Origin of the sequence: Janibacter massiliensis, from assembly GCF_900289115.1 — a bacterium.
Taxonomy (GTDB): Bacteria; Actinomycetota; Actinomycetes; order Actinomycetales; family Dermatophilaceae; genus Janibacter_A; species Janibacter_A massiliensis.
Map to the genome: position 1 here is coordinate 85936 of NZ_LT985196.1, position 13976 is coordinate 99911.

The 13976-nt window shown below is 75.4% G+C and carries 9 protein-coding genes; 4 read left to right on the plus strand and 5 right to left on the minus strand.

What is annotated here, in order from left to right:
- Nucleotides 1–5: 5 nt before the first annotated feature.
- Entirely contained in the window at nt 6–2807 is a 2802-nt protein-coding gene (locus tag DAA34_RS00420; RefSeq protein WP_158707536.1) for a UPF0182 family protein, read from the minus strand.
- A 33-nt stretch (nt 2808–2840) separates the two neighbouring features.
- On the opposite strand from DAA34_RS00420, the gene DAA34_RS12040 reads away from it, so the two are divergent.
- Entirely contained in the window at nt 2841–3371 is a 531-nt protein-coding gene (locus DAA34_RS12040; RefSeq protein ID WP_158707537.1) for a PPA1309 family protein, read from the plus strand.
- 9 nt (nt 3372–3380) lie between these two features.
- Here the strand turns inward: DAA34_RS12040 and DAA34_RS00425 are convergent, their stop codons facing one another.
- Nucleotides 3381–4496, minus strand: coding sequence for a YlbL family protein (locus DAA34_RS00425; RefSeq protein ID WP_106817136.1), 1116 nt, complete (start codon nt 4494–4496; stop codon nt 3381–3383).
- Nucleotides 4497–4570: 74 nt separating this feature from the next.
- Here DAA34_RS00425 and DAA34_RS00430 point away from each other — a divergent pair, with 74 nt between their 5' ends.
- On the plus strand, nt 4571–6028 hold the full coding sequence (locus DAA34_RS00430) for a zinc-dependent metalloprotease (protein ID WP_106817137.1): 1458 nt from the start codon (nt 4571–4573) through the stop codon (nt 6026–6028).
- A gap of 102 nt (nt 6029–6130) precedes the next feature.
- On the opposite strand, the gene DAA34_RS00435 is transcribed toward DAA34_RS00430, so the two are convergent.
- Nucleotides 6131–8689 carry a bifunctional metallophosphatase/5'-nucleotidase gene (locus DAA34_RS00435; RefSeq protein ID WP_106817138.1) on the minus strand — a complete coding sequence of 853 codons (2559 nt, stop codon included), beginning with the start codon at nt 8687–8689 and terminating at the stop codon, nt 6131–6133.
- A gap of 120 nt (nt 8690–8809) precedes the next feature.
- Entirely contained in the window at nt 8810–9427 is a 618-nt protein-coding gene (locus tag DAA34_RS00440) for a M48 metallopeptidase family protein (protein WP_106817139.1), read from the minus strand.
- 101 nt (nt 9428–9528) lie between these two features.
- Between DAA34_RS00440 and DAA34_RS00445 the strand changes: the two genes are divergently transcribed.
- Both DAA34_RS00445 and DAA34_RS00450 read left to right on the plus strand, forming a co-directional pair.
- Nucleotides 9529–10470, plus strand: a complete 942-nt coding sequence (locus DAA34_RS00445; RefSeq protein ID WP_106817140.1) for a hypothetical protein — start codon at nt 9529–9531, stop codon at nt 10468–10470.
- Nucleotides 10467–11786, plus strand: coding sequence for an ABC1 kinase family protein (locus tag DAA34_RS00450; RefSeq protein WP_106817141.1), 1320 nt, complete (start codon nt 10467–10469; stop codon nt 11784–11786). The genes DAA34_RS00445 and DAA34_RS00450 overlap by 4 nt, the downstream gene beginning before the upstream one ends.
- Nucleotides 11787–11802: 16 nt before the next feature.
- Here DAA34_RS00450 and DAA34_RS00455 read toward each other — a convergent pair whose 3' ends face one another.
- Nucleotides 11803–13959, minus strand: a complete 2157-nt coding sequence (locus DAA34_RS00455; RefSeq protein WP_106817142.1) for an ATP-dependent DNA helicase UvrD2 — start codon at nt 13957–13959, stop codon at nt 11803–11805.
- Nucleotides 13960–13976 lie beyond the last annotated feature (17 nt).

Consider the following 13976-nt stretch of genomic DNA (forward strand, 5'->3'; position numbering starts at 1 on the left):
CGGCGTCAGCGACCGCGGCCCCTGTCGGCCAGTCGCGCCGCATCGTCGATCGCGTCGTCGAGCTGCCGTCGGGCGCGGGCTGCCTCGCCCGGCGTCCCCGACCGACGCGCACGGCGCTCGGCCGCCGACGCCCGGGTGATCCGATCGAGCGCCGCCCGCAGCTCGCTCCCGCCTGCCGGCGCCGGGCGCGGCAGCACCGCCCGGACCACGGCAGCCGGATCGCGACCCCACGCCACGGTGTCCCCGCGGGCGGCGACGACCCCGCGCAGCCGGGAGCCCCCACCGGGCGCCGGCTCGGTCAGACTCCCGAGCGCGACGACCGTCTCGTCCCCCGGCACGAGAGCGACCGGGTGGCGCGTGACGACGGCCGTCACCCCGTCCTCGCCGGGCGCGCGCAGGATGGTGTCGAGGGTGGCGCCCGCATCGGCCCCCTGGCCCAGGGCGCTCGAGCGCGCGATCGCGTCCTCGGACCGACCCGCCGAGGGGACGGACGACTGCTCGTCCCCGAGCTCCCGCAGGACGAGCTCGCCCGGCCGGTCAGACCTCGTGCCGGCGCTGGTCGCCTCGAGGATCGCGGTCGCGCTCGAGCGTGAGGCGTCGACGAGCTCCCCGGAGCGCACCGTCTCGACCCGGCGCGACCCCGGGACGTCCCGCACCAGGTCCACCGGCGCCCGCGCGACATCGGCCTCGGCCGCCGAGCCCGGCACCCGCCAGCCGGAGTCCGGCGACGCGAGCGCCGTCGGGTCGTCGTCGGCGTACCTGGCGAGCACCCGACGCTGGAGCGCGAACAGCCCGCGCGGGTAGCGCAGCGCAGCGGCGACGGCGTCCGGCATCGTCCGCCGGTCGCGCAGCGTCCCCGGGAACGCCTCGTCCCACGCCGCGACGAGCGGGTCCGCCTCGTCCGTCCGGTAGAGGGTCGTCGTCCCGTCGTAGGCGTCAACCGTCGCGACGACGCTGCGCCGCGCGTAGCTCGCCTGCCCGCGCCGGACCGTCCCGGTGGACCTCGAGGCCTCGCTCACCGCGTCCGCCGAGGCCGTCGAGAGGTCCAGCCGCTCGGAGCCGGGGTACCGGCTGCTCGTCGTGTACCCGTCGACGACCCACAGCACACGCCCGCCGGCGACGACGGGGTACGGGTCGCCGTCGAGCGTGAGCCACGGCGCGACCCGCGCCACCCGCTCCAGAGGCCGGCGGTGCATGAGCAGCCGCGAGCGCTCCCCGATCCGGTCGTCGAAGGCCAGCCGCCAGTCCCCGAGCGCCAGACCCAGCACGGCCCGGCGCGTCGCCGACGACAGGACGATGCCGTCCAGGCCGTCGTACCGGGAGCGGTCCTCGAGCGCCGGGCCGTCGTGCTCCTCGACCCCGTCGACCCCCGTGACGACCCACGTGCTCGCCGCCTCGCCGACGTACGAGCGCGGCTCGACCCGCCCGAGAACGCCGGAGGCCGAGGTGTCGAGCGACTCGATCGGGGCGCTCCCCGCCGGGCGGGTCGGCACGGCGACGATCCCCCAGCCGTGGGTGCGCCGCAGGTGCGTCTCGTCCCAGGTCGGCGCGGTGGCGGCCGAGGTGTCCGCCTCCCGCAGGCCCAGGTACAGCTCCCCCTCACCCGGGACCGCCACCGGGTCGAGCGCGTCGGGCAGGACCATCCCGTCGGCGAGGTCGCGCGCGGAGGCCGACGAGGCCGCGGTGAGCCGGTCGACCCGCGGGGCCGCGGCGGCGATCCGCGACGCGTCGCCGGACCCGGTGAGCGTCGCCGGCGCGTCGACCCGCTCGATGCCGTCGAGGCCCCAGGCCGCCCGCGTGGCGACGAGGGACCGTTCGAGCGCCGCCCGGTCCTGCTCCGGGTCCGGCCGCGACCCGAACGCCCGCGCGGCGGCCGGCACGAGCCCCCCGACGACGACGGACGTGACGACGAGGCAGACCGTTCCGACGAGCGCCGGCCGCAGGGCCCGGCTCCACGCCGCCGACAGGAACAGGCCCGCGCAGACGGCGGCGGCGACGCCCAGGATCGCGTGCAGCGCCATGCCGCTGCTCGCGGCCGCCGCGTCCGCCCCGACGTACGGACCGCGGTCGACGAGCACCGCCTCGTACCGGGACAACCACGCCTGACCGGCACGGACGAGCAGGAGCAGCGCGGCGAGCCCGCCGACGTGCGCGAGGGCGGCCCGGGTCGGCGGTCGGCGCCCCGGGGCGGTGAGGCCGCCCACTGCGTACTGCGCGGCCGTCGCGACGATCAGCGCAAGGACGAGCACGAGGGTGAGGTACCCGAGCAGCGCCTGCAGCGCCGGCAGGGTGAAGAGGAAGAAGCCGATGTCGGCCCCCGTCACCGGCTCGGTCACCCCGACCGGACGACGGTGGCGCCACAGCAGGTACGTCGCCCACTGCCCCGAGGCCCCGTTGCCGCACAGCACCGCCGACCCCAGGACGGCGCCCGCGACGGTCCACCCCCGCGACGGCCGCACGAGGGCCCGGTACTCGGCGAGCGCCCGCTCGGCAGGGGTCACGGCCGCGAACCGGGGCGCGGTCCGCCGCGCGAGCCACAACGAGCCGCCGACGAGGACCGCGGCCAGGGCGGCCCCGGCCGTCCCGAGCAGCACCCGCGCACGCAGGACGACCTCCGGGACGCCGCCGTGGCCCACCGACTCGTACCAGTAGGTCTCGGCGCGCAGCCGGGCCGCGGTGAGGACGAGGAGGACGGCGAGCACCACGAGGGCCCCGGCGAGCACGGGCCGTGCCCAGCGCCGGGCGCCGCGCCCGCGACCCTCGGCCTCGCTCCCCCACCCGTCCGCCGGGCCCGCCACGTGCGCCACGGGAGCACGGTAGCCGCGTGGGACGATGGCGCGGTGACCGAGCCGACCCCGACGCCCGTGACCGACCCCCTGTCGATCGTCGCTCTCGAGACCGAGCGCTACGTCGCCGCCGCCGGGTGGGACCAGGCACCGCGGCTGTTCGCCCTCGTCCCGACCGCCGACCTCCTGGCCCGCGAGCCGGGTATGGCGACCGGCGCCGAGCCCCGGCCCGGGGACCTCACCGCGATCGAGCAGGACGAGCTGCCCGAGGCGGGCACCGTCGAGGAGCTCCTCGGCCAGATCGCGTGGCCCCCGGCCGTCGTCGGCGCAGCCATCGCGCTGGAGCGGATCGTCGTGCCGCCGTCGGCCGAGCGCGACCTGCCGAAGGACCCCGACGAGGCCGCCCGGGTGCTCGCGGCGCACCCCGAGCGCGAGGACGTCCGGCTGCTCGCCGCGTGCCTGCGGGACGGGACCGCGACATGCCTGCTGCGCCAGCGCTCGCACGACCGCGACGACCGGGTCGCGCGCGGGCAGGACATCGCCCCCGGCCTGCTGCACGCCCTCCGCACGACGCTCGAGGACTGAGCGGGCCCGTCAGCAGGAGGGCAGCGCGCCCGTCCGGTCCGCGGCGATCGCCTCGACGGCATCGACGGCCTCGCGGTGGGTCGAGACCCGCACCACCCGCAGCCCGTCCGGGACGTGCCCGCGGACCTCGGAGCAGTTGTCGGCGGGAGCGAGGAACCACTGCGCCCCCGCCCGCCGGGCCCCGACGAGCTTGTGCTCGATCCCGCCGATCGGGCCGACGCTGCCTCGCTCGGAGATCGTCCCGGTGCCGGCGATCTGCTTGCCACCGGTCATTGCGCCGGGGGTGAGGACGTCCCGCACCGCCAGCGACAGCATCATCCCCGCCGACGGCCCGCCGACCTCGCCCGCGTCGATCGTCACGTCGAACGGGAAGGTGAAGCGCGGCGCGAGGATCACCCCGATGACGGGCACCTCGCCCCCGCCCGAGACCCGGGCGCCCACCGTCGGCACGCGCACGACCCGGTCCGCGCCGTCGCGCACGACCGACAGCCGCACGGTGGCACCGACCCGACGCGCCCGTATGGCCCGGATCGCCTCCACCCGGGTGCGCACGCGACGCCCGTCCACGGCGGTGATCCGGTCGCCCGCCTCGAGCGCGCCCAGGGCGGGGGCGCCCTTCTCGATCGCGTCGACGACGACGTGCTCGTCGACCGTCCGGCCGAGCCCCCGCAGGGCGACGGCGATCGCCTCCTGCTGGGAGTTGGCCATCTCCTTCGTGTTGATCTCGGCGATCTCGTCCTGGCTCGCGCCCGGCGGGAAGGCCTCCGCCCGGGGCACGACCTCGGCCGCCGGGTCCGCCCACGCGCGCAGGACGTCCCACCCGTCGACGGGCGCACCCGGACCTCCCGAGACGTACACGGTCGTGAAGTCGAGCGCTCCGCTCGTCGGGTACGTCCGCGCGCCTCGGACGGTGACGACGGGGGTGCCGTCCGTCGCCTCCAGGGTGTTCGTCACCGGACCCGGCTCGTAGATCGCGTACGGCGGGTGGATGAACGACAGGCCCGCCGCGAGGACGACGACGAGCGCCGACAGGACGAGCATGGCGCTGCCACCGCGCCCGGGGCGGTCGTCGTCCTCGCTGTCCTGGCCGACGATCATCCGCCCGGTGCTGCCGTGCCACGTCACGCAGCGAGGGTAGATGACGGGTGGGTCGACGAACGGCGGGAACCACCGGGACGCGTGCGTGGTTGAGTGATGACATGACCGACTCCCCCGTTCCCGACCCCGACGAGCCCGGCGTCCCCGAGGAGATCCTCGAGGTGCTGCGCGAGCTCACCGGCGGCCGTGACATCCCGCCGGCCATGCTCCAGCAGCTGTCCGCCTTCGGTCTCGCCGACGCCGACCCCGCCCAGCTGCGGATGATGGCCGGGCAGCTGCGCGCGATGTTCGGCGGCGGCACGCCGGGGATGCCCGTCGGCTTCGCCCCCGGCGGCGACGGGCCGTTCGAGGGCGCCCCCGGGTCCGGGGTCGACGGCCGGGTCGCGGCCGCCGTGGCCCGCCAGCACATCGACGACGACCGGGAGGTCCACGACCAGGAGGTCGCGCTCGCCGGGCAGGCCGTCCAGGTGGCGACGCTGTGGCTCGACGAGGTGACCGACCTCGGCGCCCCGACCGCCCGCGGCGTCGCGTGGTCGCGCGCCGAGTGGGTCGACCGGACGATGCCGGCGTGGGAGCGGCTCGTGGCTCCCGTCGCCGAAGGCGTCGCCACGGCGATCGGCGACTCCATGCGGGCCCGGCTCGCCGGTGACGAGAGCGGCACGCTGTCGGCCCTCGCCGGCGGTTCGGGGGTCAACCCCGCCGCCCTGCTCGGCCAGGTGCAGGGTGTCGTCGACCGGATGAGCGGCGCGATCTTCACCACCCAGCTCGGCGAGGCGCTCGGGACGCTCGCGGAGGACGTCGTCACCGGCACCGAGGTCTGCCTGCCCCTGGTCCCCGAGGACGAGGTCGCGATCCTCCCCGTCGCCGTCGCGCAGGTGTCCACCGACCTCGAGCTCGACCTCGACGAGGTGTGGCTCTACCTCGCGGTCCGCGAGACCGCCCGCCACCGCCTCTTCCGGGCCGTGCCGTGGCTCGGCGACGCGCTCGAGCGGGCCGTCCACGACCACGCCGCGGGGACGAACGTCGACACCGAGTCCGTCGAGGCGGCCCTCTCGTCGGCCGACCCCAGCGATCCCGAGAGCCTCCGGGACGCCCTCGGCGGCTCGCTCTTCGCTCCCGCCGCGACGCCGGAGCAGGCCGCCGCCCTCGCCCGGCTCGAGACGTGGCTCGCGCTCATCGAGGGCTGGGTGGACGTCGTCACGAGCCGGGCGACGACCGGTCACCTCCCCCACGCCGCAGCGCTGGGCGAGGCCGTCCGCCGCCGCCGCGCCACCGACGGCCCCGCCCAGAAGGCCTTCGCGACGCTCGTCGGGCTCGAGCTGCGCCCCCGACGGCTGCGGGACGCGGCGAACCTCTGGGCCGCGCTCGAGGAGCGGCACGGCGCCGAAGGCCGGGACCGCGTGTGGTCCCACCCGGACCAGGCCCCCTCCGCGGACGACCTCGACGACGTCCTCGGGTTCGTCGAGCGGGCCGGCGCCAGCGCGACCGACGACGAGATCGACGCCTTCCTGCGCGACGCGCTCGGCGAGGACGACGACCCCCGCCCGGACGCCCCCTGACGCCCTGCCCGAGTCATCGGCGCCGGGTCCTCGACCCGCCGCCGGGGACGACGGAGGCCGCCGCCCCTCGGGGGGACGGCGGCCTCCGTCGTGCCGGGAGGGTCAGCGCACCGTGACGGTGACCTTCCGCTCCGAGCGGTGGTGGCGGGCGTCACCGAGGTAGGTGATCGTCAGCGTGTGCGTGCCGCGGCTGAGCTTCGGCAGGTTGAAGCTCCGGCGACCCTCGTACGACGGCCACATCGCGACCGTGCGCAGCGTCGTCCAGCCCTTGCGGACCCGGATCGAGCCCTTGAGCGCGCGGTCCTGGCTGCCGATCGTCACGGTCGCCCGCGGCGCCTTCCCGGCCCGGACGGAGGGGACCGACGCCGACGTCGACGTGCGGTAGCGGACGAAGACCGTCTTGGCCCGGGCGGTCGCGGCGGTGTTGACCGCCCGGTCGGCCGGGACGAAGCGGGCCGAGTACGTCTGCCGGCCGTACTCGACGTCCTCGAGGGTGAAGACGGCCTTCCCGTCGACGGCCTCGGCCGTGCCCACGACCCGCTCGTTCTGGACGAGCTCGATGGTGCCGTTCGGGCGGGTCTCGTCACCGTCGACGACCGAGACGACCGCGCGGACGGTGCGCGGCGCCGGGTTGCCCAGGCCCAGGTAGGCCTTCGTGTCCTGCGGCGCCGCCGTGATGGCGATCGGGAAGGTGGCCTTCGACCCGCCGGGCGCGGAGGTGAGCGTGATGACCGACTCGGGGTTGGTCGGCAGGTCCTTCGGCAGCGTCACCGTGACGGTGGCCTCGCCGTTGCGGGTCGGGGCCGGGGTGGCGTAGTAGACGTCCTTGACCGGGAAGGTGCCCAGGTCCGTGCCGTCGATCGACGCCGTGACCTCCGTGACCTTCGGCGCGTCGACCGAGGAGAGCGACAGGCCCGAGACGATGAACGTCACGTCGTCACCGGCCGTGGCCTCCGTCGGCTGGCCGACGGTGGCGACGCCGTGCTTGGTGTAGTCGGGGCTCAGCGGGCTGTGCGCCTTGATCCAGTCGACGAAGAGCGACTGGTCGACCAGACCGCTGTCCTTGAGGTTCGTCCCCTTCGTGAACGCGCTGAAGCCGTCACCGCCGGCGAGGAGGAAGTTGTTCGAGGCCACGGTGTACGTCTTGCCCATGTCCATCGGCTTCCCGTCGAGCATGATCGACGTGACGTGCGAGCCCTGCGGCGCGTACGGGTCGTAGGTGTACGTGACCCGCTCCGACAGGCCGAGCGCGAGGAACGGGCGGGAGCTGCCCGGCTGCCACTGCTGCTCAAGGATCTCCTTGAACGTCGCGCCCGTGACGTCGATCGTCTTGACGATGTTGTTGAACGGCATGATGTTCGCCGCCTCGCGGAAGGTGATGCCGTCCTCGTCCTGGTAGAGCTCCGCGCGGACGCCGCCGGGGTTCATCACGCCGATGTCGGCGTTCGCGACCTTCTTCGCCGCGAGGGAGTCGACGTAGGACTGGGCGATCATGTTGCTCAGCGTCGACTCACGGCCGCGGTCGTCACGCCGCCACGTGCCGTCCGCCGACCTCTGGGGGTTCCCCGAGGCGTCGAGCGGGACTGCCGTCGTGATGTCGTCGGTGACGGTGCCGATCTGCTGGGCGCCGAGCTCGCCCGCCTTGGCGGTCGCGGTGTCGACGATCTGCTTGGCGGCGTCGAACTTCGCGTTGCCGGCGCAGGAGGGGTCGACGGTCGAGGGGGTCGGCAGGACCGCGCTCGAGTACTGCGTGACCTTCTTCGTCTCCGGGTCGTAGCCGAGCTCGACCGCAGCGAGACGCTCGCCGTACTGCTTGGCCTGGATGACGGGGCGGGTGCCCGTGCCACCGGGGATCGGGGCGTCGTAGGCGTACTCGGCGTGCTTGTCGCCGTTGAAGATGACGTCGACGTCGGCGCTGGTCTGGTCGACGATCTTCGTGAAGATCTGCGAGCCGGCCTTCGCGGCCGAGAGCTCGGCCTTGCTGAGCTCCGCACCCTCGTGGTACTCGGCGACGACGATGTCGGCCTCGCCGTTCGTGGCGTCGCCGTCCTTGAGCTGCTTGGCGACCCGGTTGACCGCCTCGACGGGGTCGCCGAAGTCGATCGTCGTGATGCCGTCCGGGCTGACCTTCGTGCGCGTCTCCGACGTCACGGCGCCGACGACGCCGACACGGACGCCGTTGACCGTCTTGACGGTGTACTCGGGCAGCGTCGGCTCGGTCGTGCCCTTCTTGTAGACGTTCGCGCCGAGGTTGGGGTAGGTCGAGCGCGGGGCGATGCGGCCCGTGAGGTCGGCGAAGCCCTGGTCGAACTCGTGGTTGCCGACCGCCGAGGCGTCGAGGCCCAGCGCGTTGAGGAAGTCGATCGTCGGCTCGTCGTTCTGGATGGCCGACTCGAACTTCGAGCCCCCGACGTTGTCACCGGCCGAGAGGAAGAGGGTGCTGTCGGCACCGAGCCGGTTCTCCTGGGTCACGAGGTGGCACGCGAACGCGGTGCTGAAGTACCCGTGGAAGTCGTTGATGTTGAGGAGGTTGACCTCGGTCAGGGACGCGGAGACCTGGCCGGGCTGGACGGCGTCGGCGGAGAACGCCGGCGCGGCGCCCAGGCCGAACGTCGCGACGGCGGCGACGCCGGCCGCGAGATACCTGCGGGGAGACGGCATGAGTGTTCCTTCGGACGGTGACGATGTGCGGATCGGCCGGGGGCCCCGGCACGCGCGCACCTGAGTCTCACCCCGGTCAGGCGGCGGAGAGCCCCCCACGGCCGAGGGTTCGTCAGGTCTTCACCTGACGCTCACCTGCGCGTCGTCGACACCGTCGGACGGGTCGCGGTCGTCCTCCTCGGGATGGTCCGGCGGCGGTTCGCCAGCCCGCCAGGAGACCCCCTCGAGGAAGCCGCGGGCCCGCTCGAGCTCGCCGTACCCCGACAGCAGGGCCCAGAACCGGTGGCCGTGGCCGGGGACGACCAGGTGGGCGAGCTCGTGGAGCAGGACGTAGTCGACGACGTGCTCGGGCATCCCTTGGAGGCGGTCGGAGAGCCGGATGGTGCCTTCGCTCGGCGTGCAGGAGCCCCAGCGCCGGCGCTGGTTGGTCACCCACCGGACGGAGGTCGGGCGGGCCCGGCCGCCGAGGTACCGCTCGCTCAGCTCGGCCGCGCGCCGCAGGAGCGCCTCGTCGCTCGGCCGACGCCGGATCTCCCGGGTGGCGATCCGTCCGAGCATCTGGGTGACCCACCGGTCCTCGTCCGCCGCCGACGCCCCGGCGGGCACGAGGACGACGGTCCGCCCGTCCTCACGGCGGGCGCTGATCGTCCGGCGACGCCGGGCGCTGCGGCGCACCTCGACCTGCCCGTGGACCGGGTCGTGACGGACCGTGCTCGACGGTCGGCGGCTGGAGGGCATGCGGCGAGCATAGGAACGCCCACCGACAGCGGCCGGCGGTTCCCGGGGACCTGTGGACAACGTCGGCGGGGGCCGCGCCGCGCCTGCCAGAGTCGATCGTCATGAGCGCCCCGCCCGTCCGCAACCCTCGCCTCGCCCCGCACGCCCGCCCGTTCCGCCGGCCGGACGGGACCGTGCAGCTCGGCCTCGACGACGGGGTGGGCGTGCGGGTCACCGGGCTGCGGGCACGGGAGGCTGCGTGGCTGGCGAGCCTCGACGGCACGGCCGAACGGGAGCGGGCACTGCGTCGGCTCGCGCCGGACCGGCGACCGCACGTCGCGCGGCTGCTCGACGACCTCGCCGACCGCGGGCTCGTGCTCGACGGGCCGGCGCCGGGGGAGGCGCCGTCGCCGCTGGCCCACGTCGTGCTCGTCGGGCACGGCCGGATCGCAGGGGCGCTCGCGCACGCCCTCGCCGGCGCCGGGGTCGCGCGGGTCGAACGGTCCCCGGCCGCGATCGAGGTCATCCGCGACCGGTTGCGCGGCGGGTCGACGGACGAGGACGTCGACCGGCCCGGCCTCGCGGTCGTCGTGGGGGCGTGGCCGATCGGTCCGGAGCGGCTCCGGCCGTGGGAGGCCGTCGGGGTGCCGGTCGTCCCGGTCGTCGGCTGCGGCCCGGCGGTCGACGTCGGGCCGCTCCTGCTCGGGGGCGAGGGGCCCTGCGGGGCGTGCCTGGAGCTGCACCGGGCCGATGTCGACCCGGGGTGGCCGTGGGTGCGCGCCCAGCTCGACGGGTCGGCGGGCCCGGCGCCGACCCCTGCGCCGGTGCTCGCCCACCTGGCCGCCGCGCTCGTCGCTGGCCTCGTCGAGCCCGGGGCGGCACGCGCCGCGGCCGGACGCTCGTGGACGGTCCGGCTGCCCGGGCCGGCGACGACGGTGCGGCGGTGGCCCCGTCACGAGCGGTGCACGGCCCACCCGGGAGGGCCCGTCGTCGTCCCGTCCGATGCGGGGTCGGCCCCCGCCCTCGACCTGCTCCCGGCGTCCCGGGTGATGATGGAGGCGTGACCGACCTCCCCCGCCGCGGCATCGCCCGGTCCGCCCGCCTCGCACAGGTCCCGCTCGGCGTCGCCGGCCGCACGGCGCGAGGCTGGGGGCAGCGGCTCGGTGGCCGGTCGGCCGAGGAGGTCACCGCCGAGCAACGGCGCCGCACCGCCGAGCAGCTGTTCACGGTGCTGGGCAACCTCAAGGGCGGGGCGATGAAGGTCGGCCAGCAGCTCTCGGTGCTCGAGGCCGCCTTCCCCGAGGACCTCGCCGAGCCGTTCCGCGACGCCCTCACGCGCCTGCAGGACGCGGCGCCGCCCATGGCCGCCGAGACCGTCCACGAGATCCTCGCCGCCGAGCTCGGCCCGCGGTGGCGGACGACGAAGTTCGCCTCGTTCGACGACACCCCGGCTGCCGCGGCCTCGATCGGGCAGGTCCACAAGGCGACCTGGCGGGACGGGCGGTCCGTGGCCGTCAAGGTCCAGTACCCCGGGGCGGGCGAGGCGCTGCGCAGCGATCTGCGCCAGATCGCCCGGCTCGCGCGGGTCACGGCCGGCTGGGTGCCCGGGCTCGACGTCAAGCCGATCACCGACGAGCTCACGGCGACGATGACGCAGGAGCTCGACTACGACCAGGAGGCGGCCAACCAGCGCCTCGTCGCCCGCGCGTTCCGCGACGACCCGGAGTTCGTCGTGCCGGAGGTCCTCGCCCACGCCGAGCACGTCCTCGTCAGCGAGTGGGTCGACGGCGTGCCGGTGAGCCGGATCATCCGGGAGGGGTCCCCCGCGGTGCGGGCGGCCGTGGCCCAGAAGTACTTCGACTTCCTCCTCGTCGGGCCGGAGCGCTCGGGCGTGCTCCACGCCGACCCGCACCCCGGCAACTTCCGCATCACCCCCGAGGGGCAGCTGGCGATCATCGACTTCGGTGCTGTCCACCCCCTGCCGGGCGGGGTGCCCCCGATCATCGGCGAGCTCGTGCGCGCCGCGCTCGACGGGGACGCCGAGACCGTCCACGCCGGGCTCACCGCGGAGGGCTTCGTCCGGCGCAACGTCACCGTCGATCCCGACGAGCTGCTGCGGTACGTGACGACCTTCCTCGAACCCCTCCGGCACGACCGCTTCACCTTCAGCCGTGACTGGATGCGCGACGTCGCCGCGGTGGTCCAGGACCCGAAGGGCGAGGCCTTCCGGACGGGGCTGAAGCTCAACCTGCCGCCGCAGTACCTCATGATCCAGCGCGTGTGGCTCGGGGCGGTCGGCGTCCTGTGCCAGCTCGAGTCCGAGATCGAGGTCCGCGAGCCGATGGAGCGCTGGATCCCCGGACTCGCGCCCACGGACTGAGGATCGCCGGGCCGTCTCAGCCCTCGTCCGGGGCGGCGGCCGCGACGACCTCGTCGGGATCCGCCCCGCCGAGGACGGCCAGGACCTGGGCCCCGTACTGGTCGAGCTTGCGGGTGCCGACCCCCGCGATCGCGGACAGGCCGCGGGTGTCGCTGGGCACCGTCTCGGCGATGGCGGTGAGGGTCGCGTCGGTGAAGACGACGAACGCCGGGACCGACTGCGCCTTCGCCGCCGCCAGGCGCCAGGCCCGCAGTCGCTCGAACAGCTCCTCGTCGTAGGTCGCGGGGCACTCGTCGCACCGGCCGCGGGCCTTCTGCGCCGCGGTGTCGAGCTCGGCGCCGCACGAGCGGCACGTCCTGGGGCGGGTGGGGCGCCGCTCCCGCGCGGCGGACCGGCCCGCGGGTCGATCGACGGCCGCGCGCTTCGGGCTCGAGCGCGCGTCCTCCCCCAGCAGGTCGGCGGCCTGGTCGAGGAAACGGCTGGCTCGCCGGGTCGCGCGACCGCCGGGGTTGCGCGACCGCGACCACGTGATGACGAGCTCGTCGCGGGCTCGGGTGACCCCGACGTACAGCAGTCGGCGCTCCTCCTCGATCTCCTCGGGCCCCTGCGCCATCGTGATCGGCACGAGCCCGTCGGAGCAGCCGACGAGGAAGACGCGGTCCCACTCGAGGCCCTTGGCCGCGTGCAGCGAGGCGAGCGTCACGCCCTCGACCGTCGGTGCGTGCTGGCTCGCGGCACGCTCGTCGAGCTCGCGGACGAGGTCGGGCAGGCGGGCGTCGGGGACGGCGGCGGCGACGGTGTCGGCCAGGCCCGCGAGCGCGTTGAGGGACTCCCAGCGCTCGCGCGCGGCCCCGCCGTTCGGCGGATCGGCGCTCCACCCCGCCGCCGTGATGACGTCCCGCGCGAGGGTCGGCATCGGCACCGAGCCGTCGTCCGAGCGGGCCGCGCCGCGGAGGAGGACGACCGCCTGCTTCACCTCCTGGCGGGAGAAGAAGCGCTCGCCGCCGCGCACGAGGTAGGGCACCCCCGCCTGGGTGAGCGCGGACTCGCAGGCCTCGCTCTGCCCGTTCGTCCGGAAGAGGACGGCGATGCTCGAGGCGGGCACGCCCGAATCGACCAGGGCCCGGATCCGCCCGGCGACCTCCGCAGCCTCCGCCTCGTCGTCCGCGTGCGCCTCGACCGTGACCCGCGCGCCGGCCGGTCGCTGGGCGCGCAGCACGACGCCGTTCGAACGCCGCCCACCCCCGGGCGAGGCCATGAGCCGGTTCGCGACCTCGATCACCTGCGGCGTCGAGCGGTAGTTCCGCACGAGCTCGACCTTCCGCGCGCCGGGGTGGGTGCGGGTGAAGTCGAGGAGGTGGCGCGGGGTGGCGCCGGTGAAGGAGTAGATCGTCTGGGCCGGGTCGCCGACCACGCACACGTCCTGGCGGCCGCCGAGCCACAGGTCGAGCAGCCGCTGCTGGAGCGCGTTGACGTCCTGGTACTCGTCGACGACGAAGTGGCGGTACTGCTGGCGGACGGTCGCGGCGACGTCGTCCCGCTCGTCGAGGATGCCGACGGTGAGGAGGAGGACGTCCTCGAAGTCGATGACCCCGCGGTCCGACTTGACCTCCTCGTAGGCGGCGATGAGGCGGGCCATCGCCGTGTGGTCCATGCCGGGGGCCTCGCGACCGGCCGCCCGCGCCGCGGCCGCGTACGTCTCGGGCGTGAGGAGGGAGACCTTGCTCCACTCGATCTCCGCGGCGGCGTCGCGCAGCTGGGTCCGGTCGAGCCGGATGCGCAGCCGACCCGACGCCTCGGCGACGGCCGCCGCCTTGTGCGCCATCACCTCGGGCGCGGACCCGCCGATCGCCTGCGGCCAGAAGTAGTGCAGCTGCCGCAGCGCCGCCGCGTGGAAGGTCCGTGCCTGGACGCCGCCGACCCCGAGGTCCCGCAGCCGGGTGCGCATCTCGCCGGCGGCGCGTGCCGTGAAGGTCACGGCGAGGATCTGCTGCGGCTGCTGGGTGCCGGACAGGACGCCGTGCGCGATCCGGTGGGTGATCGCGCGGGTCTTGCCCGTGCCCGCACCGGCGAGGACGCACATCGCGCCCGACGGGTTGGCCGCGACCTCCCGCTGCTCGGGGTCGAGGCCCTCGAGGACGGAGTCCGCGTCGTACCGGGTCGGTGTCGTCATCGCCGGCGATCCTCTCA